Here is a 24,071-nt window from a genome sequence, read left to right on the forward strand (position 1 = left end):
GAGCGCATTCCCGGCGTCGAAACAAAGGAGATACATGGAAGTCATTATCATCACCGGCGCATCCGACGGCATCGGAGCAGAAATGGCGCGCCAGCTGGCGCGCACGCGCGGCAAGGATGTGGCACTGGTGCTGGCCGCGCGCAACGAGGCCGCCCTGCAGGCGGTGGCTGCCGACTGCGGCGGCGCCGGCGCGGCAACGCTGGTGGCGGCCACCGACGTGGCGCAGCAGGACCAGTGCCGCCACCTGGTAGCTGCCGCGGTGGAACGCTTCGGCCGCATCGACGCCCTGGTCAACAACGCCGGCCGCTCGGCCCACGCCCTGTTCGAGGACGTGACGGACCTGGGCTGGTATGAAGACCTGATGAAAGTGAACCTGTGGGGCGCCATCTGGTGCACCCACGCCGCGCTGCCATACCTGAAGGCGTCGCAGGGCAGGATCGTGGCCGTGTCGTCGCTGGCCGGGCTGGTTGGCGTGCCGGGGCGCACGGCCTACGGCGCCACCAAATTCGCCATGGCGGGCTTCTTCGAGGCACTGCGGGCGGAAATGAAGCAGCATGGCGTCAGCGTGACCACCGCCTATCCGGGCGTGGTGGATACCCAGATCCGTTATCGAGGTTATAACGCTGCCGGCGGGGAACTGGGCAGGAGCAGCCTGCGCGAGGACGATGCGATGCCGGTGGCTGAATGCGCGCAGCTGATTATCGATGGGATGGCGGGCCGCCGGCGCGAGGTGGTGATGACGGCCAAGGGCAAGCTGGGACGCTGGCTCAAGCTGCTGGCGCCGGGGCTGATCGAGAAAATGGCCCTGAATGCGCTGAAGGATGATGTGAAGCCGCACACCTGAAAACCGGCAAAGCGGTGTCTGACCCGCAGGGTCAGACACCTGGCCTGCGGCGGCCGCGTGTTGGTGTCTGACCCTGTGGGTCGGACACCGGGGTGCCGGTTTAAAAGGGTAAAATAGCGCTTTCCGTCGCATCAGGCGATACAACAATAACCTCACGAGTGCCGCCATGTCTGACACCCTGTTTACCGATTTGAACCTCAGCGCCCCCATTTTGAAGGCGCTGAAAGAAGTAGGCTACGAGACCCCGTCTCCGATCCAGGCCTCCACCATCCCGTACCTGCTGGAAAACCGCGACGTGCTGGGCACCGCGCAAACCGGCACCGGCAAGACCGCCGCTTTTGCGCTGCCGATCTTGTCGCGGATCGACATCAAGCAGGCCGCGCCGCAGGCGCTGGTGCTGGCGCCGACCCGCGAACTGGCGATCCAGGTAGCCGAAGCCTTCCAGCGCTACGCCACCCACATCCCGAAATTCCACGTGCTGCCGATCTACGGCGGCCAGTCCTACGGCCCGCAGTTGCAGGCGCTGCGCCGCGGCGTGCACGTGGTGGTCGGCACCCCTGGCCGCGTCATCGACCACCTGGAAAAGGGCTCGCTCGACCTGTCGCAGCTGAAAACCCTGGTGCTGGACGAAGCGGACGAGATGCTGCGCATGGGCTTCATCGAGGACGTCGAGCGCATCCTGCAGGAGACCCCTGACTCGCGCCAGACCGCGCTGTTCTCGGCCACCATGCCGGCCCAGGTCAAACGCATCGCCACCACCTACCTGAACGACCCGGCCGAAGTGATGGTGGCGGCCAAGACCACCACCAACACCAATATCCGCCAGCGCTACTGGCTGGTGTCCGGCATGCACAAGCTGGACGCGTTGACCCGCATCCTGGAAGCGGAGCCGTTCGACGGCATGATCATCTTCTCGCGCACCAAGATCGGCACCGAGGAACTGGCTGAGCGCCTGCAGGCGCGCGGCTTCTCGGCCGGCGCCATCAACGGCGACATGCAGCAGGCGGCGCGCGAGCGCATCATCGGCCAGCTCAAGGACGGCAAGATCGACATCCTGGTCGCCACCGACGTTGCCGCGCGCGGCCTGGACGTGGAGCGCATTTCGCACGTGGTCAACTACGACGTGCCGTACGACCCGGAAAGCTACACCCACCGCATCGGCCGCACCGGCCGCGCGGGCCGCAGCGGCGAGGCGATCCTGTTCATCACGCCGCGCGAGCGCAACCTGTTGAAACTGATCGAGCGCACGACGCGCCAGCCGGTCACGCCGATGACGTTGCCGACGCTGCAGGCGGTCAACGACGTCCGCATCAGCAAGTTCAAGGACCAGATCACCGACACCCTGGCGCAGGAAGGCCTGTCCTTCTTCGAAAACCTGGTGCGCGAATATGAGGCAGAACACAATATCCCGGCGGTGGAGGTGGCAGCCGCGCTGGCAATGATGGCCTGCGGTGGCAAGCCGTTGCTGCTGGACAAGTCGCGCGAAAAAGGCTGGCATGAAGACGGCGCGCCACGCCAGGAAGGCCAGGGCCAGGGCCGCGAGCCGCGTGAACCGCGTGAGCCACGTGAGCCGCGTCCGAAGAAGGAGCGCATCGAGCGCGAGCCGGAGCAGGGCATGGCGACCTACCGCGTGGAAGTGGGCTACCAGCACGGCGTCAAGCCGGGCAACATCGTCGGCGCCATCGCCAACGAAGGCGGCATCGATTCCAAGTTCATCGGCCGCATTGAAATCTACGACGACTACTCGCTGCTGGACATGCCGGCCGACCTGCTGCCGGGCGACATCGATGCGATTGCCGCGCTGCGCGTTGCAGGCCAGGCATTGCGCATTCACCGCGACGGCGAAACGCCGCCACCGGCGCCAGCCGCCAAGGCGCCACGCGCAGCCAAGCCTGAGCGCGCCGAGCGCCCGGAACGCGCCGCGCCACCGCTGTCCGAACGCGCCGATGACGACGAGCCGATGTTCGAGGAAGCACCCAAGCGCAAGAAGAAGGACAAGGCCGCGGCAGGCGAGGGTGCGCCAATGCCAATGCGCGCCTACCGCGTGGAAGTCGGTTCGGGGGATGGCGTCAATGCCGGCAATCTGGTTGGCGCCATCGCCAATGAGAGCGGCCTCGAGTCGCGCTTCATCGGTCGCATCGAAATCCTCGAAGACCATGCCTTCGTCGAGATGCCGGACGGCATGCCGGACGACATCTTCAAGCACCTGCGCAAAGTCTGGGTCGGCGGCAAGCAGCTGAAAATGTCGCTGGCCGACGCCATGCCGCCGATGTCAGGCAAGCACACCCCGCCGAAAAAGCCGGTAGCCAAGCCGAAGCGCTGATCCACGTCGAAACGACCGGGCCTGGCGAGTCGCCTGGCCCCCTTCTCTGGAGCCCCTGAACCGCGCCGACAATAGCGGCGTCAACCAGGCTTGTTGCCGAATTGGCCATCCACAAGCTATGCTGCTGGCTGTTCCGGACTTCACCGAGATAGCCATGCACAAACTGATCCGCCATTCCCTGTGCGCCGCCGTGGGTGCCGCCGCTGTCGGTGCGTCCGCTGCGCCGGCCGACGCCGTGGTCACCAAGCCCATGGACTTGCAGGATTACCTCGCGCTGAAGGGGCCCGCGCCGGACAAGCGAGTTATGTACGGCCCCTCGCCAAGCCAGTACGTTGAGCTGTTCAAGCCGGCAGGCCCCGGCCCGCACCCCGTCGTCGTACTGATCCACGGTGGCTGCTGGACTGTGCACTTCGGCGGCATCGAGCAGATGCGCAATATGGCGGGCGCGCTGACCCGGCAAGGCATCGCGGTCTGGAACGTGGAATACCGCCGCTACGATGAAGACGGCGGCGGCTATCCCGGCATGTACCAGGACGTGGCCACCGCTGTGGACTTGCTGAAGCACGAAGCCAAGTCCAGTGCCCTGGACCTGAGCCGCATCGTCGCAGTCGGCCATTCCGCCGGCGGCCACCTTGCACAGTGGGCGGTCTCACGCCACAAGCTGCCCGAGTGGAGCCCTGCCTGGGCGCCGCAGCCGCTGAAGATCAACACCGTCATCAGCCTCGGCGGCCTGGCCGACCTGCGCAACGAAGCCGCCCTGATCCGGCGCACCTGCGATCGCGAGACCGCTCAGATTGCCGGCCTGCCGAGCGCTTCGCGCCCCGACGTTTTCGCCGACACCTCGCCGGCTGAAATGCTTCCGGCCGGAGTGAACACGATCCTGATCCACGGCGAGCATGACGATATTTCGCCGGCCGTTACTGGAGAAAACTACGCCCGTCGCGCCAAGGCTGCGGGCGACTCAGCGGAGGTGCTGGTTCTGCCAGGCGGCAGCCACTACGACGAAGTCTCGGCCGACTCGAAAGCCTGGGGAATCGTCAATGCACAGATCCGCAAGGCGCTGGGATTCTGATGGAAGCGATCATGTTTGTCGGCATCCAGGCCTCCGGCAAATCGACCTTTTATAAAGAGCACTTCTTCAATTCCCACGTCCGCATCAGTAACGATTTGCTGAAAACGAAGAACAGGGAAAAACTGATGTTCGCGCTTTGCTTCGATACTGGAATGCCGCTGGTGATCGATAACACGAATGTCAGCAGGGAAGTGCGGGCGCGCTATATCGCGATGCTGAAGGAGCACGGCTATTGCATCAGGTGTTATTACTTCAAGAGCGACCTTGACCGGTCGCTTGAATGGAACGGCCAGCGACAAGGGGCCGAATGCATACCGCAGGTCGGCATCTTCAGCACTCACAAGCGGCTGGAAATCCCGGCGCGCGAGGAAGGCATTGATGAACTGTTCTACGTCGACTGGATTGACGGAGAACGTGTTGTAAAGGAATGGATTAGTGAAGTTTGATGAACTCGACGAATCAATGCGGGTGTATGAAACCGCGCATGACCAGTGCGTCCTGCCGGGCATCTATATGGTCGCGAGGATCGACGGCCGCAGTTTTACGCGCCTGACCAAGGAGCTTGCCGGCTTTGAGGCCCCGTTCGATGTCCGCTTCCGCGACTTGATGATCGAAACCACCAGGCATTTGATGAACTGCGGTTTCAAGGTCATCTACGGTTACACCGAGAGCGACGAAATCTCCCTGCTGTTCGACCCGGACATCAATGTCTTCGGCCGCAAGACCCGGAAATACAACTCTATCCTCGCCGGTGAAGCGTCCGCCAAATTCAGCCTGATGCTGGGGCAGTTGGGCGCCTTCGATTGCCGGATTTCGGAACTGCCCACCAAGCGCCTGGTGGTCGACTACTTCCGCTGGCGTAACGAAGATGCGCACCGCAACGCATTGAACGCCCACTGCTATTGGATGCTGCGCAAGGAAGGCGTGGAGCCGAACAGCGCCGCCGCAACGATTGCCGGCAAATCGCTCGCGGACAAAAACGAGCTGCTGTTTAGCCGCGGGATCAATTTCAACGAACTGCCGAACTGGCAGAAGCGCGGCGTAGGCCTGTATTGGGGCGTCGAAGAGAAAGCGGGTTTCAACCCGAAGGACAATGTGCCGGTCGTGTCGCACCGCCGCGCAATTGTGACGGACCTTGAACTCCCGATGCGCGACGAGTACAGCGCCTTCGTCGCAAACCTGATTGAAGGCGCATGATCCGCCAGCCTGGCATTTTTTGAGCTCAGGCGGAACTTCCGCCGCCCCCTCGGTTCTAAGCCCTTGCGAACAATCGGACGACTCTGATGGGCTCCTCTCAATTCCGAGGCCGGTCAACTTTGTTCGCAAAGCAGCTCAATGCTGCTTATCGCTGCTCATTCATTGCTCAAAGTTGCTCGTTCAATGCACGTTTTAGCTCGTTCGCTGCATATTTTTGCTCGTTTGCTGCTCGTTTTTGCTCTGAGTGCCGTCGAGTCATCTTGAGCACGATTAAGCGGCACTGGCGCAGTCAATGCGCGAGTAGCCGCTGTAGTCGCTGTGGCCGGTCAACTCTTTGGCGTTGGGTACTTAATGGCATTGAGCTCGATCTTTTCCAACGCCGCCGCGTGCAGGTCGACATCGAGCTTGTCGGCGATCTGCACCAGGTAAAGCAGCACGTCGGCCAGCTCATGGCGGATCGCCTCATGCTGGCCATCGGCCAGTTCGCCGGCGCGGCCGGTTGGCAGCCACTGGAAATGTTCGGCTAGTTCTGCCACTTCCACCGACAGCGCCATCGCCAGGTTCTTTGGCGTGTGGTACTGCTCCCAGTCGCGCGCAGCGGCAAAGGCACGGGTGCGCTCGCGCAGGTCCTGCAACGAGTCGCTCACGCCGTTTTCTCCATGAACACGCTCAAAGGATCGTCGCGGTAATCGCCATATGGCCCGCGCACACGGTAGCCCAGGCGCTCATACAAACCGATCGCTTCCGGCTGCGAAGGCCCGGTCTCCAGCATGAACTGGCGGCAGCCGCGCGCCAGCGCTTCCGTTTCCAGCATCCCGAGCAGGCGCTGCGCCACGCCCTGGCCGCGCGCGGACGGATGCACGAACATGCGCTTTACTTCCCCGTACTCCGGCGTCACCACGATGGCGCCGCAGCCCACCGCAGCGCCGTCGAGATTGCGCGCCACGGCAAACAGCACATTCGGCTGCAGCAGCGAATTCATGTCGAGCGCATACACGCTTTCCGGTGGATACAGCGACAGCTGGTAAGCATCCAGCAGGTCGATCAGGGCCACGACTTCGGGCTGGTTGGGGGTCTCGAGTTTGATGTCCATCGCCCAATGGTATCATCCCTGCGCCACCTGACCGGGGTCGGTCCGGGGCGAGACATGTCTAAGGATAACCATGAAATCGCTAGTTCCTCATGCCATTACACTGGCAGTCAGTGCTCTTGTCGCCACCAGCGGCATCGCGGCCGACAATAGCGCCATTACCCCGCGCGCTGAAAACCCTTACCTGAGCCAGGTCGATGCTGCCGCCCGCTCGGCGCGCGTGTCCAATGTCGCTTATGTCCTCGACTTCACGCTGACCGGCCAGGAAAGCTTCAGCAACACCACCACCGTCGCTTTCGACCTCAAAGACAACGCGCAGCCGCTGACGCTGGACCTGGACAAGGCCACCATCAAGCGCCTGGTGGTCAATGGCAAGCAGGTCGCCGCGCCGCAGTACAACAACTGGTTCATCACGCTGGCCGCCGCCGACCTGAAGGCAGGCCGCAACAGCGTTACCGTGGAATTCGAGCGCAAGCACAGCACCAATGGCGAGGGCCTGCACCGCATGGTCGACCCGGTCGATGGCCGCGTCTACACCTACTCGCACTTTGAACCGGCCGCCGCGCACCAGATGTTCGCGCTGTTCGATCAGCCGGACCTGAAGGCCACCTACCAGGTCAACGTCACCGCGCCTGCCGACTGGACCGTGGTGTCCACCACGCGCGAATCCAAAGTGGAAGACGTAGCCAACGGCAAGCGCTGGACCTTCCCTGTCTCCAAGATCCTCAGCCCTTACAACTTCTCCATGCACGCCGGTCCGTACAAGGTGTGGGAAGACGCTACCAGCGCCAAGTACCCGATGCGCCTGTTCGCGCGCCAGTCGGTGGCCGACCAGGTCGACCCGGCGCCGTGGTTCGAATACACGAAACAAGGCCTGGCCTGGTTTGACGACTACTTCGGCATTCCTTACCAGTACGGAAAATATGACCAGCTGCTGGTGCCGGACTTCCTGTATGGGGCGATGGAAAACGCCGGCGCGGTCACCTTCGCCGAACACTCCTTCCTTCACAAGGACAAGATGACCAGCGCCGAGAAGCACGACCTGGCCAGCGTCATCATGCACGAAATGGCGCACCAGTGGTTCGGCGACCTGGTCACCATGCAGTGGTGGAACGGCCTGTGGCTGAACGAGAGCTTCGCCTCCTTCATGGGCACCCTGGCTACCGCCGAAGCCACCGAATACAAGGACTCCGCCTGGCAGTACTTCTATTCGCAGGGCAAGTCGGACGCCTACGTGCAGGACCAGCGCGTCACCACCCACCCGATCGAAACCCCGGTGCCGTCGACTGCCAACGCCTTCGACAACATCGACGCCATCACCTACTCGAAAGGCGCCTCGACCCTGAAGCAGTTGCGCCACCTGCTGGGCGAAGAGACCTTCCGCAAGGGCGTGCACAACTACCTGGTCAAGTACCAGTTCAGTAACGCCAGACTCGATGACTTCATCGGCAGCCTGGCCGAAGCGGCCGGCCGCGACCTGGGCCAGTGGACCCAGGACTGGCTGTACCAACCGGGCGTGAACACCATCACCGCCAACTACAGCTGCAAGGCCGGCAAGATCGACGCCTTCAGCCTGCAGCAAACGGCCGTGGCGCAATTCCCGACCCTGCGTGAACAGCGTGTGCAACTGGCCCTGATGCAGAAGCAGGGCAAGCAGCTGGATATTGCCAAGGTGCTGCCGGTGACCTACAAGGGCGCCAAGACGGACGTGCCGGAGCTGAAGGGCGCGGCTTGCCCGGACCTGGTCTACCCGAACTACCAGGACTGGGGCTTCGTGAAAGCCAAGCTCGATACCCGCTCCTTTGCCACCGCGCGCCAGGACGTGAGCAAGGTGGAAGACAAGCTGCTGCGCACCATGCTGTGGCACAGCATGTGGGACAACGTGCGCGACGGCGCGCTGCCGCTCAACGAATTCCTCGACACGGTGCTGGTCAACGCGCCGCAGGAAAAGGACTACGTGCTGCTGGGCGACGTGCTGGGCAAGATGGCCCAGTCGATCCGCTACCTGCGCACCATGTCGGCCGACGGCGCCTACACGCGCACCGTGGTAGGGCGCCTGGAAAAGATGGCGTGGCTGCAGGCCAAGGCCAGCAAGGGCGACTTCCAGCGCCGCTGGTTCGGCGCCTACCTTGGCACTGCCGGCAGCAAGGATTCGCTGGAGCGCATCGCCGCCATGCTGGACGGCCGCGAAAAGCTGGCCGGCCTGACCCTGAGCCAGGACCTGCGCTGGGACATGATCGCTGTCCTGAACCGCAAGGATTATCCGGGCGCCGAGGCGCGCATCGCCGCCGAGCAGGCCAAGGACAAATCCGACAGCGGCGAGCTGGCTGCCGTGGCAGCCCAGGCCGCACGCCCGGATGCCAAGGTGAAGCAGGAATGGCTGGCCAGGATCGGCGACACGCAGACCAAGCTGCCGTTCTCGCGCATCCGCACCGCGATGCATGCGCTGTATCCTTCCTCGCAGGTGGCGCTCAATGAGCAGAGCGCTGCGGCGCGCCTGGCCCAGTTGCCCGTGCTGGACAAGTCGGCCGGCCCGGTCTTCATGCGCGACTATGCAGGTGCCATGATCCCGGCCACCTGCACGGCGCAGAGCGTGCAGCGCCTGGCCGATACCGCAGCTGCCAACCCCGGCCTGAGCGCCGGCACCCGCCGCTCGCTGCTGGTGGCGCACCAGGAAGACCAGCGCTGCGTGGCGATCCGCAAGGCCCTGACGGTGAAGCTCAACTAGACGGCAGCCCCGGTGGAGAGCTCGGCCTGCGCAGCCAGCAGGTCGAGCAGCGCCGGCAGCGGCGCCGGACGGCCCAGCAGGTAGCCTTGCAGTGCATGGCAGCCGTGGGCCGCCAGGAAGTCGGCCTGGGCCTGCGTCTCCACCCCTTCCGCCACTACCCGCAAGCCCATCTGGCCGGCCATGGCCAGGATGGTCTGCACGATCACCACGTCGCTGGCGTCGTCCGGCATGTCCATGATGAAGCTGCGGTCGATCTTCAGCTCATACAGCGGCATGCGCTTCAGGTAGGCCAGGCTGGAATAGCCGGTGCCGAAATCGTCGATGGAAAAGCGCACCCCGAGCTCGGCCAGCTCGTTCATGCGCGCCACGATTTCATCCATTTTCTCCACCAGCAGGCCTTCCGTCACCTCCAGGATCAATAGCGCCGGTTCCATGCCGTGCTCCCGCAAGATCGTGCGCACCTGCTGCACGAAGTCGGCCTGGCGGAACTGCTGCGGGCTGACGTTGACCGACAGCGGCAAGGACAGGCCCAGCACCGACATGCGCTGCTGCGCCAGGCAGGCCTGCTTCAAGGCCCATAGCCCGAGCGGCACGATCAGGCCCGCTTCTTCCGCCAGCGGGATGAAGATGGCCGGCGACACCATGCCGCCCTCGTCGCGCTCCCAGCGCATCAGCAATTCGGCGCCGTGCAGCCGCCCCTGGCAATCGAACTGCGGCTGGAACACCACGTGCAGGCGGTCCTGCTCGATGGCCTGGCCCAGCTCGCGCTCCAGCGTCAGGCGCCGCTCGACTTCGGCCTGCATGGCCGCTTCGAAGAAGGCAATGCCGTTGCGGCCGGCGCCCTTGGCGCGGTACATCGCGGTATCGGCCTCGCGCAGCAGGTCGTCGGCCTGCTGGCCGTACCGTGGCAGCAGCGTGACGCCGATGCTGGCCGAGCAGCCGTAGCCCTGGCCGGCAATCTCGAACTCCTGCGCCAGCGCGGCGCGGATCTTTTCCGCTACCGCTTGCGCCGCATTGCCGGCCGCGGCCAGGTCGGGCGCCAGGTGCGCCAGCAGCACCACGAATTCGTCGCCGCCGATGCGCGCCACGGTGTCGCTCTTGCGCACCGCTTCCGACAGGCGCTGCGCGGCCAGCCGCAGCAAATGGTCGCCGGTGGCATGGCCGCGCGCATCGTTGATGGTCTTGAAGCGGTCGAGGTCGACAAACATCACGGCGCTGAACACCTGCTGGCGCTCGGAACTGGCCAACAGCCCGGCCAGGCGGTCCAGCAACAGGCGCCGGTTCGGCAGCCCGGTCAGCGGGTCGTAGAACGCCAGTTGCTCGCCTTCGGCCAGCGAGCGCGCCAGGTGGCGCAGCAGCACGCCGCAGCTCAGGGTGAGGATGCCGGCAATGAACAGGTAATTGAGCGCCACGATCGAAGCGCGCAAGGCGGCGTCGTCGGACAGGCCGACGGCTGCCGGATCGGGCGGCGGCGCAAAGCCGGTCAGCACGATGGCGACGGCGCCGGCCAGCAGCAGCCAGATGGCCGGCTTCAGGCCCACCAGCAGCGCGGCCAGGCAGGGCACCGCCAGCAGGTAGGTGTGCGCCACGGGACCGACCTGCAGCATCAGCGCCACGCCGACCGCGAAGGTAATCAGCAGGAACTGCATGGCGCGCACCGGGTAGGACACTACTTCCTGCAGCCGCCACAGGGCAGTCAGCCAGGACAGCGCAACCGCGTCGACCACCACCACGCCCCACAGCCCTTCGCGCAGCGATTGCACGATGCTTGGAATGGCCGTGGCCAGGCCCAGTACCAGCACAATCTGGACCAGGCGGGCAAAGATTTTTTCGCGCCAGTGGGTGATCTGGTCGGGGGCAGCCATGGGCTAGCTTCCTTGCTCTTCGGAACCTTGATGGTACGCCCAATGGCGGCTTGTGTCACGGCAGCCTCAGCGTGACTATTTGATAGTTTTTCTGGCATGCCTTTCTTATAAAATCGGCCGTTTCATCCAAAAATTAGGGGATCTACGTATGAAGACCAAACTGTTCGCGGCCGTGGCGGCCCTGGCGCTGGCCGGTTGTGCCGGCACCCAACCAACCCTCGGCGGCGGCAGTACCGTGGCCACCGGCAGCGCCGGCGGCGCCACCGCCGCCAATGCCAACACCCAGCTGGAAAAATGCGACCGGCCGCTGGGCACCCTGTCGGTGGTGGAAGACCGCAGCATGCCGTGGTTCCAGCAACTGAGCCAGTACAAGCTGGGCTCCACCACGCCGGTGCTGCGCATGATGATCCAGCAGTCGAACTGCTTCGTGGTGGTGGAGCGCGGCGCCGCCATGGACCACATGATGGGCGAGCGCGCGCTGGAAAAATCGGGCGAGATGCGCGCCAACAGCAACTACGGCAAGGGCCAGATCGCCGCTGCCGACTACACCATGAGCCCGACCATCACCTTCAGCCAGAAAGGCACTTCGGGCGTGGGCGGCGCACTGGGCGGCTTTGGCCTGATCGGCAGCGTGGCCGGCATGGTGGCCGGCAATATGAAGACCAATGAAGCGTCGACCATGCTGCTGATGATCGACAACCGTTCCGGCGTGCAGCTGGCGGCAGCCGAGGGCAGCGCCAAGAACACCGACTTCGGCGCGTTCGGCGCCCTGTTCGGCGGCGGCGCCGCGGCCGGCGCCAGCGGCTACACCAACACCCCGGAAGGCAAGATCCTGGTGGCGGCCTTCATGGATTCGTACAACAACGTGGTGCGCGCGGTGCGCAACTACAAGCAGCAGGAAGTCGCCGGCGGCCTGGGCACCGGCGGCGCGCTGGGCGTGCAGGGCGGCACCACCGCCGCTTCGCAGCAGCCGGTGGCCGCGCAGTCGCAGGTGCAGGCGCCTGCTGCCAAAGCCAAGGCCAAGAAGAAGTAATTCCACCCGTTTGCCGGGCGTACAGCACGCCCGGCAAATTGCCAGTCCCGCCATCCGTTGTTATAGTTCCCCTTGCAGTCTTGCGCGGAGCTATACCTTGAACACCCAGACCATTCCAGACACCGCCGCGCCAATCCGGGTGCTGCTGGTGGACGACCATCCCATGCTGCGCGCCGGCCTGGCCGATGCGATTGCCGGCCAGCCCGACATGCAGGTGGCGGCCGAAGCCGGCGACGGCCGCGAAGCCGTTGCCGCCTGGGCCTCCGTGCGCCCCGACCTGGCCATCATGGACCTCGCCATGCCCGGCATGTGCGGCCTTGAGGCGCTGCAGGCCATTCGCGCCCAGTTCCCGGCGGCGCGCATCGTGATGCTGACCACCTTCGGCGGCGACGCCCAGGTGCGGCGCGCGCTGGAGGCCGGCGCCAGCGGCTTCCTGCTCAAGAGCAGCTTGCGCAAGGAGCTGGTGGGCATGATCCGTGCCGTGCACGGCGGCCAGCGCTACATCTCGCCGGAAATCGCGCAGCAGCTGGCCAGCCACCTGGGCGCCGCCCTGCTCAGCGAACGCGAGGCCGAGGTGCTGCAATGCGCGGCAGCCGGCAACGCCAACAAGCGCATCGCCAGCCAGCTGGCGATTTCGGAAGAAACCGTGAAGGCGCACATGCGCAGCATCCTGGCCAAGCTCGGCGCCAACGACCGCACGCACGCCGTCACCATTGCCTTAAAGCGCGGCATTATCGGGCTTTGATGGCTGCTGCCCGGCCAGCGCCGCCATTGCCAGCAGCAGCGCCACGGCCGGAAGCAGGCCGACGCCCATGCCCCAGCGCGATGCCAGCGCGCCCGCCACGCAGCCCGCCGCAAAGGCCAGCACGCCGCCGCCCAGCGCCGCCAGCGCGGGCCGTTCTGCGCCGCCCACGCGGTCCAGGCAGTCGATCACCAGTTGCGTGACATTGCCGGTCATGACCGTGCTGGCCGGCAGTTTCGCCAGCAGCAGCTTGCCGTAGCCGTTCTGCGCTCCCATGGCGGCAGCGCACAGCAGGCCGGCAGCCATGTCCCAGCGCGCGCTGGCCGCTGCCGCCAGCATCAGCGCCGCCTGCAGCAGGTGGGCCGGCCGCAGCGCCTCCCTGCCGCCGCCCTGGCAGCGCCGCACCAAGGCCCGCACTGCCACCACGCCGCCGACGAAAGCAGGGAAGGCGAGCAGCTTGAGCAGCACGTCATTACCCGGCGACACCACCTCCCGTCCGAGCAGGACGAAGTTGCCCGTCACGTGGGCCGTGAACAGGCCATGCAAGGCCACGAAGCCAAGGGTGTCGACGTAGCCGGCCAGGAAACTCAGGGTCGTTCCGCGTGCCATCTGCCCTCCTTGCGTGTCAGGTCGTGCCAGGCCACCAGCAGGAAGCCGCCAGCCAGGCCGAGGTGCTCGTAAAAGCTGTTGGCCGCCATGAAGCGCTCCATGCCCGCCATTTCCCAATAACGGTTGGCGATGAAGCTGGCCGCCACCGTGAACAGGGCCAGCCAGGCGGCGCCCAGCCAGCGCAGGCGGCCGCTCAGGATCATCGCCGCCGACCCCAGTTCGCCGGCGATGACCAGGATTGCCAGCGGCGCTGCCGGCTGCAGCCCGAAGTGCTGCATTTCGCCGACCGCGCTGCCGAAGTCGAGCAGCTTGTTCAAGCCGCCCTGCAGGTATGCTGCGCACAGCAGGAGCAGGGCCAGCCAGTGCAGGGCGCGGATGCCCGCGCCGGGCCTGTGCGGCGCCATGTCACACCGCCCAGCAGGAGCAGCCCAGCGCGCCCCAGAACGACTTCAGGTCCGCAATCGGCAGGGAGCGGGTCCAGGCCGTCGCGTGCTGGTGGCCGTGCATGCCGCATTGGCTGGAGCAGCCGCAGGCCGCCGCCGCAGCCATGGCGGCAGTCCTGGCGTGGCCTGCTGCGCCACCCTGCGCGCCGCGCGCCACGGCGCCCGGCATGGCGCCCCAGGCGCCGTAGCCGCCGTACTGGCGCACCGGCGACCAGTCCGGCATGGCGGTCGGGGTCGGCGGATCGTACTGGCCGAACGGGCCGGCGCCGTACACCACCTTGCCGCCAACCACGGTGAGCAGGGACGTGGTGCCGGCAATCTCGTCCTCCGGGCAGCGCAGGAAGTCGCGGTCAGGCACCATCAGGTCGGCCAGCTGGCCGACGGCGATGCGCCCCTTCTTGCCTTCCTCGTTGGAGAACCAGGTCACGTTCTCGGTCCACATGCGCAGCGCCGCTTCGCGGTCCAGGAGGTTGCGCTGCGGGTAGAGCCGCATGCCGCCCACCGTGCGCCCGGTGGTCAGCCAGGACAGCGAGACCCACGGGTTGTACGAGGCCACGCGCGTGGCGTCCGTGCCGGCCGACACCTTGACGCCGGATTCCAGCAGGTATTTCACCGGCGGCGTCGCTTCCGCCGCTGCCGCACCGTAGCGCTCGACGAAATACTCGCCCTGGTAGGCCATGCGGTGCTGCACCGCCACCCCGCCGCCCAGCGCCGCGATGCGGTCGATCGATTGCGGCGAAATGGTTTCCGCGTGGTCGAAGAACCAGTGCAGGCCGTCGAGCGGCATGTCGCGGTTCACTTTTTCGAACACGTCCAGCGCGCGCGAAATGGTTTCGTCATAGGTCGCATGCATGCGCCACGGCCAGCGGTTCTGCACCAGGATGCGGATCACGCCTTCCAGGTCGTCTTCCATATTGGCCGGCATGTCCGGCCGCGGCTGGCGGAAGTCTTCGAAGTCGGCGGCCGAGAAGGTCAGCATCTCGCCCGCGCCATTGTGGCGGAAGTAATCGTCGCCCTGCTGGTACTTGCTGCTGGCTGCCCAGTGCAGGAAATCGTCCTTCTCCTGTTTCGGTTTTTGCGTGAACAGGTTGTAGGCCAGGCGGATGGTCAGTTCGCCCGCATCGGCCAGTTGCTGGATCACCTGGTAGTCCTCGGGGTAGTTCTGGTTGCCGCCGCCCGCGTCCAGCGCGCCGGTCACGCCGAGGCGATTCAGCTCGCGCATGAAGTGGCGGGTCGAGTTGAGCTGGTATTCCGGCGGCAATTTGGGGCCCTTGGCCAGCGTGGCGTACAGGATCGAGGCGTTCGGCTTGGCCAGCAGCAGCCCGGTGGGGTTGCCGGCGCTGTCGCGCAGAATCTGGCCGCCCGGCGGCTCCGGCGTGTTGCGGTCGTAGCCTACAGCGCGCAGCGCGGCGCCGTTCAGCAGGGCGCGGTCGTACAGGTGCAGGATGAATACCGGCGTGTCAGGCGCCACGGCATTCAGTTCCTCGATGGTCGGCAGGCGCTTTTCCACGAACTGGTGTTCGGTGAAGCCGCCCACCACGCGCACCCATTGCGGCGCCGGGGTGATGGCCACCTGGGCGCGCAGCATGGCCATGGCGTCGGCCAGCGAGCGCACGCCGTCCCAGCGCAACTCCATATTGAAGTTCAGGCCGCCGCGGATCAGGTGCAGGTGGTTGTCGATCAGGCCGGGCAGCACGCGCCGGCCCTGCAGGTCGATCACGCGCGTTTGCGCTCCGGCCAGCGGCAGGATCTCGCGCGCCTCGCCCACACGGGAAAAACGGCCGCCGGTGACGGCAACCGCATCGGCCTCGGGCTGGCCCTTGTCCAGCGTCGTGAAGCGGCCGTTGTGGAGTATCAGCTCCGGAGCAGTCATTGCTTCTCCTCGTTCTTTGCAGCGCAAGGCAGTTCGCCGAAACAGTGCGGCTTAACGTGTTCTTGCAGCCATGATAACTGCTGTTCCTTCGGCGCCAGCCACTGGCGGACCAGCGGCGGCACCTGTTCTCCCAGCAGTATGCCGAGCAGCCCCACCAGCGCCACCACGGGCGGCGCCGGCGAGCGCACGTTCAGCACGCCGTACAGGATGCCGGCCAGCAGGCCGGCACCCAGCGAGAGAAGATAAATCTTCACTGGCCTTCCTTGGCGTGGAACATGGTCTGGGCGTAGATGATGCCCAGGCCGTAGGCGCCGCCGAATTTCTTGGCGATGCCGGTGGTCAGTTCATAGGTGTCGGTGCGGGCCCAGTCGCGCTGCAGTTCCAGCAGGTATTGCAGCGAGGTCATTGGGCGGGCGCCGGCCTGCACCATGCGGTCCATGGCGCGCTCGTGCGCTTCGGTGGACACGTCGCCGCAGGCGTCGGCGATCACGTACACCTCGAAGCCCTGGTCCAGCGCGGACAGTGCCGGGCCGACGATGCAGACGCCGGTCCACAGGCCGGCCAGCACGATGCGCTTCTTGCCGATGGCGTTGACGCGGCGGATCACGTTCTCGTCTTCCCAGGTGTTCATGGAAGTGCGGTCGGTGATTTCCGCGCCCGGGAAGGCGTCCTTGATCTCGTCGAAGACCGGGCCGGAGAAGCTCTTCTCGGCCACGGTGGTGACGATGGTCGACACGTCGAATCCGGCGGCGGCGTGCGCCACCAGGGCGGCGTTGTTGCGCAGCTGGACGGCGTCGATCGAGTGGGTGGCGAACGCCATCTGCGACTGGTGGTCGATCATGATCAGGGTGTGGTCGCGCGGCGTCAGCAGCAGGGAACCCGGGGTGGCTTTGGCGTTAATGGTCATGTTGTTTCCTTTTAAGTGAGTTACCAGAGTGGGCGCAACTTGTCGAGCGCGGCGGACACGCCGGCGCCGTAGGCTTCATCGGCCTTGTTGCAGTTTTCAATGTGGCGCTGCTGGATGTGCAGCGGCACGCCGGCCAGCGAGCGGGCCGTGTTGTCGAACAGGGCTTGGCGCTGCTGCTCGTCCATCAGGCGGAACAGGGCGCGCGGCTGGCTGTAGTAGTCATCGTCGGCGCGGTGGTTGTAATGCGCGGCGGCGCCGTCCAGGGACAGGGGCGGCTCGGCGTAGGCGGCTTGTTGCTGCCATTCCCCGTTCGAGTTCGGCTCGTAGCCGATGGTGGCGCCCTGGTTGCCGTCGACGCGCATGGCGCCGTCGCGGTGATAGCTGTGGAAGGGGCAGCGCGGCGTGTTGACCGGGATCGCGTGGTGGTTCACGCCCAGGCGGTAGCGCTGGGCGTCGCCATAGGCGAACAGGCGCGATTGCAGCATGCGGTCGGGCGAAAAGCCGATGCCCGGCACCACGTTGGCCGGCGTGAAGGCGGCCTGTTCGACGTCGGCGTGATAGTTGCCCGGGTTGCGGTTCAACTCCAGCACGCCCACTTCATGCAGCGGATAGTCCTTGTGCGGCCAGACCTTGGTCAGGTCGAAGGGATTGAAGGCTGCCTGCGCGGCCTGCTGCTCCGTCATCAGCTGCACTTTCAGCGTCCAGCGCGGGTACTCGCCGCGCTCGATCGCTTCGAACAGGTCGCGCTGGGACGATTCGCGGTCCTTTGCAATCAATTCCGCAGCCTCGGCATCGCTCAGGTTGACGATGCCTTGCTGGCTGGTGAAGTGGAACTTGACCCAGTGCCGTTCACCGCCGGCGTTGATGAAACTGAAGGTGTGGCTGCCGAAGCCGTGCATGTGGCGGTACGAGGCGGGGATGCCGCGCTCGCTCATCACGATGGTCACCTGGTGCAGCGCTTCCGGCAGCAGGGTCCAGAAATCCCAGTTGTTCTCGGCGCTGCGCAGGTTGCTGCGCGGGTCGCGCTTGACGGCGTGGTTCAGGTCCGGGAACTTCAGCGGGTCGCGCATGAAGAACACCGGGGTGTTGTTGCCCACCACGTCCCAATTGCCCTGCTCGGTGTAGAACTTGACGGCGAAGCCGCGGATATCGCGTTCCGCGTCGGCCGCGCCCCGCTCGCCGGCCACGGTGGAAAAGCGCGCGAACACCTCGGTCTTCCTGCCCACGGCGCCGAACAGCGCGGCTTTGGTGTAGCGCGTGATGTCGTGCGTCACGGTGAAGCAGCCGAAGGCGCCCGAGCCCTTGGCGTGCATGCGCCGCTCAGGGATCACTTCGCGGTGGAAGTGCGCCAGCTTTTCCAGGTGCCACACGTCCTGCAGCAGCATGGGGCCGCGCGGGCCCGCGGTTTCCACGTTCTGGTTGTCCGCAACCGGCGCGCCGGCCGCGGTAGTGAGCTTGCGTTCCATTGCTTAGCCCTTGATGAAAGCCAGCAGGTCGGCGTTCAGCTTGTCCTTGTGGGTGTCGGTCAGGCCATGCGGCGCGCCAGGGTAGACCACCAGCTTGGCATTCTTCAGCAGCTTGGCGGCGGACTTGGCGGCAGCGTCGATCGGAACGATCTGGTCGTCGTCGCCGTGCAGCACCAGCATCGGGATGTCGATCTTTTTCAGGTCGGCGGTAAAGTCGGTTTCGGAGAAGGCCTTGATGCAGTCGTAGGTGTTCTTGTGGCCGGCCATCATGCCTTGCATCCACCAGGCGTTAATCATGCCTTGCGATGGCTTGGCGCCCGGGCGGTTGAAGTTGAAGAACGGGCCGGAAGCGATGTCCAGGTAGAGCTGCGAGCGGTCTTTCAGCGAGCCGGCGCGGATGCCGTCGAACACTTCGATCGGCAGGCCGCCCGGATTGGTGGCGGTCTTCAGCATCAGCGGCGGCACGGCGGAAATCAGGCCGGCTTTGGCGATGCGCTTGCTGCCATGGCGGCTCAGGTAGCGCGCCACTTCGCCGCCGCCGGTCGAGAAGCCGAACAGCGCTGCGTTCTTCACGTCCAGCAGGTCCAGCAGCTGTGCCAGGTCGTCGGCGTAGTGGTCCATGTCGTTGCCGTCCCAGGGCTGGCTGGAACGGCCATGGCCGCGGCGGTCGTGCGCGATGGTGCGGTAGCCACGGTCGGCCAGGAACAGCATCTGCGATTCCCAGCTGTCCGAATTCAGCGGCCAGCCATGGCTGAACACGACTACCGGGCCGTTGCGCGGGCCCCAGTCCTTGTAATAGATTTCCACGCCGTCGCGGGTGGTGAAGGTGCCGGAAGTGCGGCCGGCGGCGGCGGAGGCCCTGGCGCCGGCCGGTGCGGCGGCGGCGCTGGAAGCGGAGAGCGAGGCGCCGGCGGCGGCGACGGCGGTGGCAGCGCCCAGCAGGACGTTGCGGCGGCGGTTGCTGATAGGGGATGGCATGGTCGGTTCTTCTTTCTTCAAGTGGTTAAACAGCAATTGAAAGAATAGCCAGCTGATGCCGCAGCCGAATCGCCCATCCGGGGGCGCGCCGCCTACCTCTTTTGGGGGAGGGCCGGCAGCGCCGGCTTGTCGGGCAGCCAGCGCCACAGGCGGCGCAGCAGGCTGTCGCTGCGCCGTTCGGCATAGGCCAGCTGCGCCGGCATCTGCAGGCGCACCGCGGTGCCGCCCTGCGCCGGCGAGACGATGGTGCAGGTGGCGCCCAGCGCTGCGGCGCGTTCCTGCATGCCGACCAGGCCGAAGTGTCCTGGCAGGGCCGGATTGCTGCCGATGCCGCCGCCGTTGTCGCTGACTTCGAGCTGGAACAGGGTGGCGCCGTAGTCGATCAGCAGGTCGACCCGCGTTGCCTGGGAATGGCGCGCGGCATTGAACAGCGCCTCGCGCGCGATGACCAGCACCTCGCAGTGCACATGGTCGAGCAGCGGGCGCGCCGCCTGCGTCACCGACAAGTGGAAGCGCTCGTTCAGCAGCACCGTGCCGTACTGGCGCAGCACCTGGGCCAGGTTCTCCGCCTCGCCGTCGCCGCGCAAGTCCATGATGTAGTTGCGGCCCTCGGCCATCAGCTGGTCGGCCAGCTCCAGCGTCTGCTCGATCCTGGCCTTTTCCTCGCTGTCGCGGGGCAGCAAGGCAGCCTGGCGGTCGAAGAACATGATCAGCCCCTGCACGCTTTGCAGCAGCGTGTCGTGCAAGCCGCGCGCGATGCGGGCGCGCTCGGCCAGGCGCTCCTGCTGCAGGTCGCGCATGCGTTCCGTCAGCTGGCGCACGCGCAAGGCATACAGCGCCAGCAGCGCCAGTGCCGCTGCCGCCAGCAGCAGGGCGTCGAACCAGCCGGTCTGGGTGAACGATGGCAGGATCTCCAGCTGCATACTGGCGCCGTCTTCATTCCACACGCCGTGCTCGTTGGCCGCCGTCACGCGGAAGCGATAGCTGCCCGGCTGCAAATTGGTGTAGAAGGCCTCGCGCCGGCCTTGTACCTCCTGCCATTCCTGGTCCACGCCCTCCAGTCGGTAGCGGAAGCGCACCCGTTCCGGCATCGACAGGGTGAGCGCCGTGAAAGCGATGGCCAGGTCCTTGCTGCCCTTGGGCAGCTGTAATGCAGGCAGCGGCAGGTAGGATGCGCCGCCCGAACGCAGGCCGCGGATCTGCACCGCCGGTGCCAGCGTGTTGCGCGCGATGTTGGCGGGATCGATGCTGGCAATATTGTTGGCGGTCGAAAACCACAGCTTGCCGTCGCTGCCCTGCACCAGCGAGGGCAGGGGGCGGAACTGCTCCGCGCTGCCCAGCAGGCCGTCCTGGGCATCGAAGCGCTCGAACTGCGGCAGGTAGGCCGGGTCGGTCAGCAAGCGCGTGAGCTGCGCGGCCGACAGGCGCGAGATGCCGTCGATGCCGTGCAGCCACAGCTCGCCATGCGCCGTGCGCGCGATGCCGGAAATGCCGCGCAAGCCGGCTTCCACCGCATGGTAGCCGGCGCTGTCGAACCAGCCCAGGCCGAACTCGCCGCCGGCCCACATGCGCGGGCCGTCAGCCTGCAGCGCCAGCACGTTGCCGATGCCCACGCCCTGCTCGGGGCCGAAGATGCGCGCCCGGCCATCCTCGATGACGGCGATGCGGCTGCCCAGGTAGCCGACCCAGATGCGCCCTTGCTCGTCGCTGGCCACGGCGGGCGCCAGGCCCTGCGGCAGGCCGGCCACGCCGCCATCCTTGCGCCAGTTGTTGCCTTCGGCCATGAACAGCCCCTTGCGCGAAAGCGACAGCCACATGCGGCCCGCGCGGTCCAGCGTCATGGCCTGCACGTCGTGCTGCGCGTGTTGCGGCGGGTGCGGATAGCGGGTCAGCAGGCCGGAGGGCGCGCGGCGCCAGCGCTCGCTGTCGGTGCCGAACCAGAGCGCGCCGTCCGGGGCGCGGTAGCCGGCGGTCATGCTGCCGGCTTCGCGCCGCAGGCGCAGGCCTTCGCTGCTGTAGCTGTAGACCGCGCCCGCCATATTGCTGACCAGGATGCGGCCCTCGCTGTCGGCCAGCATGCCCGGATGGTCCAGTTCCTCGGGCGTGGCCAGCAGGCGCAGGCGGTTGCGGCGCAGCCGGTCCAGGCCGGCCGAGGTGCCGATCCAGATATTGCCTTCGCGGTCTTCGAACCAGGTCTGCGGCAGGCCGCCGCTGATGCCGCTCTCGCGCGTCAGCTGCTGCGCCGCATCGCCTTCGGCAGCGCCGTCGCCGGCCAGGCGCTCCAGCGCGTGGGCCTTGAGCAGCCACATGGTCCCGTGGCGGTCGAAGTGGATGCCGTTGGCCGCCACTTCCGCCTGCGGCGCGGCGCCGCTGGCCGGGGCCCGGTCCTGCAGGCGGTAGCCGCGGTCGTTGCCGTCCGTGGCCCACATGGTGCCGTCCGGCCCTTCGGCCAGCGACATCAGGTCGAGGTAGGGCCAGGCGCGCCGGAACTGCAACTGGCCCGCCTCGCGCCAGTAGACGCCGCCCCGCACCGACACCCACTGCCGCCCGTTGCGGCTGAACAGGATCTGGCGCGCGCCGCCGTCCGGCAGCCCGCTCTCGGGCCCGACCCGTTGGAAGCGGCCGGCGCCGGGCCTGAGCTGCGCCAGGCCGCCGCCGGCCGCGACCCAGATGGCGCCGTCCGGGCCCTCCGTCAGGCTCAGCACCGCCGATGCGGGCAAGCCTTCGGCCGGCGTGAATTCGCGCACCTTGCCGTCCACGAAGGCGGTGACGCCGCCGAAGCGGTGCCCGATCCACAAGCCGCCGTCGCGGGTGGCCAGCAAGCCCATGGTGCTGGTCGACTGCAGCCGGTGCCCGGCCAGGCTTTCGATGCGCTCGAAATGGGCGCCGTCGAAGCGGTGCAGACCGCCGGGCGAGGCGATCCACAGCCAGCCGTCGCGCGTCTGGGCGAATTTGACAACGTCGCTGGGCGCGCCCTGCAGGCGGGTCCAGGCGGTATGGGTGTAGTCGGCCAGCAGGCGCGCCGGCGCGGCCTGCGTGGCGCAGCTTGCTGCCAGAGCGAGGGCAGCGATCAGGGAGCGGAGAAACATTCCGCTAGTGTAGGTGATTCGCGCCCGCCCTATAAACGCGAAAGGTCGGGCCCGCCGCTGGGGCCCAGCCAGGTGGCGGCGAATCGCTTGTGCGCAGCGGCGGCGGCGGCCTTGTCGCCGCGTTTCTCGTACACCGCGGCCAGGCCGCGCAGGGCCCAGCCATTGCTCGGCGTTTTGGCGAACGAGGCGCGGAACGCCGCTTCCGCTTCTTCCAGCTTGCCGGCCTTGAGCAGCGCCGCCCCCAGCGACTGGCGCACCGGGTAGTACCAGTACGGCGGCTCGGTATAGGGCAGCGCATCCTGCGCCGCCACCGCCTGCGTGAACAGGGCGATCGCGCCGGGCAGCTCGCCCTTCGCCTCGGCCAGCTTGCCCGCTGCCACCAGGCGCGCGGTGCGCACGATATCGGCGCCGGGCACGCCCCAGTCCTGCAGCGGCTTGAAGTCGGCCTGTTGCTCGATGGCGGCAATGCGGTCGACCTCGCGCTGGCTGTCGTCCCACATCGCCGTGCGCGCAAAGCCGACGGCGCGCGCGTAATGCCACATCGCGCGCAGCAGCACGAATTCCTCGGCCGGAGCCGGCAGCGCCAGCAGCGTGCCGGGGCTGCTGAACTGCACGTGGGCGAAGTAGGGCGCGGCGCGCACCGGCTGCAGCGGCGGAATCGCGCGCAGCTGTTCCGGGCTGATCGACTGCTCCAGGCGTTGCGTCGCCTGCAGTGCGGCCTTGCCGTCGCCGCCCATCAGCGCCGAGACCATCGCGAAGTGGATGTTGTGCGGATAGTAGGCGCCCTTGTACATCGGGTCGCTGGCGGCGCCGCGGAAGTAGGTTTCGTCAATGGCAATGGCATCGAGATTCGCCTGCAGCGCGTCCTTGTACAGGCCGACGCGGTAGTAGATGTGCGACGGCATGTGCACGATATGGCCGGCGCCGGGCATCTGCCTGGCCAGCTGGCGCGCATGGGGCAGGGCTTTTTCGGGATGGGTCGAGGCTTCCATCGCGTGGATGTAGTAATGGATGGCGCCGGGGTGGCTGGGATTGCGCTCCAGCACCCGCTCCAGCGCATCGACCAGCTCCTGCGTGCGGCCTTTCGGGCTGGCGCCGCCCGCTTCCCAGTAATCCCAGGGCGACAGGTCCATCAGCGCTTCGGCGAACAGCACCTGCACCGTGTCCTCGTTGGGGAAGCTGCGCGCAGCGTCGGCCATGGCGGCGGCATAGGCCTGGTCCAGCGCTGCGCGGTCGGCTGGCGGCTGCGCGGCGTAGCGCCGGTTGACGGCGCGCACCAGCGCCTGTTCCACCGGGCTGGCGCTATTGGCTGCCGCCGCTGCGCGCTCGGCTGCCGCAAACGCCGGCCCCGCCATGTCGGGAAACATCGGCGCATTGATGTTCGGCCCCAGCACCAGCGCCTCGCCCCAGTGGCACATGGCGCACTGCGGGTCGGCCTGCTGCGCGGCGTGGAAGGCGCGGGCCGCTTCCGCGTGGTTGAAGGCGAACAGCAGGCGCAGGCCCTGGTCGAAGTAAGCCTGCGCGCGCGGGCTGCGCGTGGTGATCGAGAAATGCAGCTTGCCCAGGTCCTTGTACAGCGGCGGCGGACCGCCTGCCTGCGCCTGGCGCGCCTGCTGCGCCGGCTTGAAGGGCGCCGTTTCGGCCGGCGCCGCCAGCGCCAGCAACAGCGGCCGGCCGCCGGCCGGATTGGCGCATAGCGCGCCATCCAGCAGCGGATCGAAGGCCGGCTCGCGTACTGCCTGCGAGCCGGCAGGGAGGGCGCCGGCCGCCAGGCACAGCATGAAGGGCAGGGCACGGGCGGCCGGCATGTCA

General features: G+C 66.7%; 20 protein-coding genes. 8 read left to right on the forward strand and 12 right to left on the reverse strand.

Annotated features, from left to right (window positions below; all coding sequences use genetic code 11):
- Nucleotides 1–34: 34 nt before the first annotated feature.
- The 5 genes from ACN9M3_RS05045 to ACN9M3_RS05065 all read left to right on the forward strand — a co-directional run bounded on the left by ACN9M3_RS05045 (nt 35) and on the right by ACN9M3_RS05065 (nt 5,436).
- Nucleotides 35–844, forward strand: a complete 810-nt coding sequence (locus tag ACN9M3_RS05045) for an SDR family oxidoreductase (RefSeq protein ID WP_426168118.1) — start codon at nt 35–37, stop codon at nt 842–844.
- Nucleotides 845–1,010: 166 nt separating this feature from the next.
- Nucleotides 1,011–3,167, forward strand: a complete 2,157-nt coding sequence (locus tag ACN9M3_RS05050; RefSeq protein ID WP_426320931.1) for a DEAD/DEAH box helicase — start codon at nt 1,011–1,013, stop codon at nt 3,165–3,167.
- A 154-nt stretch (nt 3,168–3,321) separates the two neighbouring features.
- Nucleotides 3,322–4,239, forward strand: a complete 918-nt coding sequence (locus ACN9M3_RS05055) for an alpha/beta hydrolase (protein ID WP_426168123.1) — start codon at nt 3,322–3,324, stop codon at nt 4,237–4,239.
- Nucleotides 4,239–4,685 (forward strand): AAA family ATPase, encoded by a 447-nt coding sequence (locus ACN9M3_RS05060; protein ID WP_426168125.1) that lies wholly within the window; start codon nt 4,239–4,241, stop codon nt 4,683–4,685. Before ACN9M3_RS05055 ends, ACN9M3_RS05060 begins: the two co-directional genes overlap by 1 nt.
- Nucleotides 4,675–5,436: a tRNA(His) guanylyltransferase Thg1 family protein gene (locus ACN9M3_RS05065; RefSeq protein WP_426168127.1), complete on the forward strand. Its 762-nt coding sequence runs from the start codon at nt 4,675–4,677 to the stop codon at nt 5,434–5,436. The genes ACN9M3_RS05060 and ACN9M3_RS05065 overlap by 11 nt, the downstream gene beginning before the upstream one ends.
- A 326-nt stretch (nt 5,437–5,762) precedes the next feature.
- On the opposite strand, the gene ACN9M3_RS05070 is transcribed toward ACN9M3_RS05065, so the two are convergent.
- Both ACN9M3_RS05070 and ACN9M3_RS05075 read right to left on the reverse strand, forming a co-directional pair.
- Entirely contained in the window at nt 5,763–6,083 is a 321-nt protein-coding gene (locus tag ACN9M3_RS05070) for a nucleotide pyrophosphohydrolase (protein ID WP_426320934.1), read from the reverse strand.
- Nucleotides 6,080–6,529 (reverse strand): GNAT family N-acetyltransferase, encoded by a 450-nt coding sequence (locus tag ACN9M3_RS05075; RefSeq protein WP_426168131.1) that lies wholly within the window; start codon nt 6,527–6,529, stop codon nt 6,080–6,082. The genes ACN9M3_RS05070 and ACN9M3_RS05075 overlap by 4 nt, the downstream gene beginning before the upstream one ends.
- Before the next feature lie 70 nt (nt 6,530–6,599).
- On the opposite strand from ACN9M3_RS05075, the gene pepN reads away from it, so the two are divergent.
- A complete protein-coding gene (pepN, locus tag ACN9M3_RS05080; RefSeq protein WP_426320936.1) occupies nt 6,600–9,254 on the forward strand; it encodes an aminopeptidase N in 2,655 nt (884 codons plus the stop codon).
- On the opposite strand, the gene ACN9M3_RS05085 is transcribed toward pepN, so the two are convergent.
- The gene (locus ACN9M3_RS05085; protein WP_426320938.1) at nt 9,251–11,119 is read right to left on the reverse strand and encodes a putative bifunctional diguanylate cyclase/phosphodiesterase; all 1,869 of its coding nucleotides are present in this window, start codon (nt 11,117–11,119) and stop codon (nt 9,251–9,253) included. The two genes, pepN and ACN9M3_RS05085, sit on opposite strands and share 4 nt — an antisense overlap.
- A 148-nt stretch (nt 11,120–11,267) precedes the next feature.
- On the opposite strand from ACN9M3_RS05085, the gene ACN9M3_RS05090 reads away from it, so the two are divergent.
- Nucleotides 11,268–12,152, forward strand: a complete 885-nt coding sequence (locus ACN9M3_RS05090; protein ID WP_426320940.1) for a CsgG/HfaB family protein — start codon at nt 11,268–11,270, stop codon at nt 12,150–12,152.
- Nucleotides 12,153–12,249: 97 nt separating this feature from the next.
- Entirely contained in the window at nt 12,250–12,897 is a 648-nt protein-coding gene (locus tag ACN9M3_RS05095; RefSeq protein ID WP_426168142.1) for a response regulator, read from the forward strand.
- On the opposite strand, the gene ACN9M3_RS05100 is transcribed toward ACN9M3_RS05095, so the two are convergent.
- From ACN9M3_RS05100 to ACN9M3_RS05140, 9 genes are all read right to left on the reverse strand, one after another.
- The gene (locus ACN9M3_RS05100) at nt 12,871–13,503 is read right to left on the reverse strand and encodes a YoaK family protein (RefSeq protein WP_426320942.1); all 633 of its coding nucleotides are present in this window, start codon (nt 13,501–13,503) and stop codon (nt 12,871–12,873) included. The genes ACN9M3_RS05095 and ACN9M3_RS05100 overlap by 27 nt on opposite strands.
- Complete coding sequence (locus tag ACN9M3_RS05105; RefSeq protein WP_426168147.1) at nt 13,482–13,907, reverse strand: DoxX family protein; 426 nt, start codon at nt 13,905–13,907, stop codon at nt 13,482–13,484. The genes ACN9M3_RS05100 and ACN9M3_RS05105 overlap by 22 nt, the downstream gene beginning before the upstream one ends.
- A 1-nt stretch (nt 13,908) precedes the next feature.
- Complete coding sequence (locus tag ACN9M3_RS05110; protein WP_426168150.1) at nt 13,909–15,819, reverse strand: amidohydrolase; 1,911 nt, start codon at nt 15,817–15,819, stop codon at nt 13,909–13,911.
- Nucleotides 15,816–16,073, reverse strand: coding sequence for a DUF1427 family protein (locus tag ACN9M3_RS05115; protein ID WP_426168153.1), 258 nt, complete (start codon nt 16,071–16,073; stop codon nt 15,816–15,818). Before ACN9M3_RS05115 ends, ACN9M3_RS05110 begins: the two co-directional genes overlap by 4 nt.
- A complete protein-coding gene (locus ACN9M3_RS05120) occupies nt 16,070–16,726 on the reverse strand; it encodes a hydrolase (RefSeq protein ID WP_426168155.1) in 657 nt (218 codons plus the stop codon). Before ACN9M3_RS05120 ends, ACN9M3_RS05115 begins: the two co-directional genes overlap by 4 nt.
- Before the next feature lie 20 nt (nt 16,727–16,746).
- Nucleotides 16,747–18,192: a catalase gene (locus ACN9M3_RS05125; RefSeq protein WP_426320945.1), complete on the reverse strand. Its 1,446-nt coding sequence runs from the start codon at nt 18,190–18,192 to the stop codon at nt 16,747–16,749.
- A gap of 3 nt (nt 18,193–18,195) precedes the next feature.
- On the reverse strand, nt 18,196–19,170 hold the full coding sequence (locus tag ACN9M3_RS05130; RefSeq protein ID WP_426320947.1) for an alpha/beta fold hydrolase: 975 nt from the start codon (nt 19,168–19,170) through the stop codon (nt 18,196–18,198).
- 92 nt (nt 19,171–19,262) lie between these two features.
- Nucleotides 19,263–22,259, reverse strand: a complete 2,997-nt coding sequence (locus ACN9M3_RS05135) for a sensor histidine kinase (RefSeq protein ID WP_426320949.1) — start codon at nt 22,257–22,259, stop codon at nt 19,263–19,265.
- Nucleotides 22,260–22,288: 29 nt separating this feature from the next.
- A complete protein-coding gene (locus ACN9M3_RS05140) occupies nt 22,289–24,067 on the reverse strand; it encodes a tetratricopeptide repeat protein (RefSeq protein WP_426320951.1) in 1,779 nt (592 codons plus the stop codon).
- Between the last annotated feature and the right edge of the window lie 4 nt (nt 24,068–24,071).

Source organism: Pseudoduganella sp. R-43 (assembly GCF_049913255.1).
Lineage (GTDB): Bacteria > Pseudomonadota > Gammaproteobacteria > Burkholderiales > Burkholderiaceae_D > Rugamonas.

Excerpts from the sequence above, each read along its gene's own strand:
- ACN9M3_RS05045 (WP_426168118.1), top strand. The coding sequence starts at position 35 with ATGGAAGTCATTATCATCACCGGCGCATCCGACGGCATCGGAGCAGAA.
- ACN9M3_RS05050 (WP_426320931.1), top strand. The coding sequence starts at position 1,011 with ATGTCTGACACCCTGTTTACCGATTTGAACCTCAGCGCCCCCATTTTG.
- ACN9M3_RS05055 (WP_426168123.1), top strand. The coding sequence starts at position 3,322 with ATGCACAAACTGATCCGCCATTCCCTGTGCGCCGCCGTGGGTGCCGCC.
- ACN9M3_RS05060 (WP_426168125.1), top strand. The coding sequence starts at position 4,239 with ATGGAAGCGATCATGTTTGTCGGCATCCAGGCCTCCGGCAAATCGACC.
- ACN9M3_RS05075 (WP_426168131.1), bottom strand. The coding sequence starts at position 6,529 with ATGGACATCAAACTCGAGACCCCCAACCAGCCCGAAGTCGTGGCCCTG.
- pepN (WP_426320936.1), top strand. The coding sequence starts at position 6,600 with ATGAAATCGCTAGTTCCTCATGCCATTACACTGGCAGTCAGTGCTCTT.
- ACN9M3_RS05085 (WP_426320938.1), bottom strand. The coding sequence starts at position 11,119 with ATGGCTGCCCCCGACCAGATCACCCACTGGCGCGAAAAAATCTTTGCC.
- ACN9M3_RS05090 (WP_426320940.1), top strand. The coding sequence starts at position 11,268 with ATGAAGACCAAACTGTTCGCGGCCGTGGCGGCCCTGGCGCTGGCCGGT.
- ACN9M3_RS05100 (WP_426320942.1), bottom strand. The coding sequence starts at position 13,503 with ATGGCACGCGGAACGACCCTGAGTTTCCTGGCCGGCTACGTCGACACC.
- ACN9M3_RS05105 (WP_426168147.1), bottom strand. The coding sequence starts at position 13,907 with ATGGCGCCGCACAGGCCCGGCGCGGGCATCCGCGCCCTGCACTGGCTG.
- ACN9M3_RS05110 (WP_426168150.1), bottom strand. The coding sequence starts at position 15,819 with ATGACTGCTCCGGAGCTGATACTCCACAACGGCCGCTTCACGACGCTG.
- ACN9M3_RS05120 (WP_426168155.1), bottom strand. The coding sequence starts at position 16,726 with ATGACCATTAACGCCAAAGCCACCCCGGGTTCCCTGCTGCTGACGCCG.
- ACN9M3_RS05125 (WP_426320945.1), bottom strand. The coding sequence starts at position 18,192 with ATGGAACGCAAGCTCACTACCGCGGCCGGCGCGCCGGTTGCGGACAAC.
- ACN9M3_RS05130 (WP_426320947.1), bottom strand. The coding sequence starts at position 19,170 with ATGCCATCCCCTATCAGCAACCGCCGCCGCAACGTCCTGCTGGGCGCT.
- ACN9M3_RS05135 (WP_426320949.1), bottom strand. The coding sequence starts at position 22,259 with ATGTTTCTCCGCTCCCTGATCGCTGCCCTCGCTCTGGCAGCAAGCTGC.
- ACN9M3_RS05140 (WP_426320951.1), bottom strand. The coding sequence starts at position 24,067 with ATGCCGGCCGCCCGTGCCCTGCCCTTCATGCTGTGCCTGGCGGCCGGC.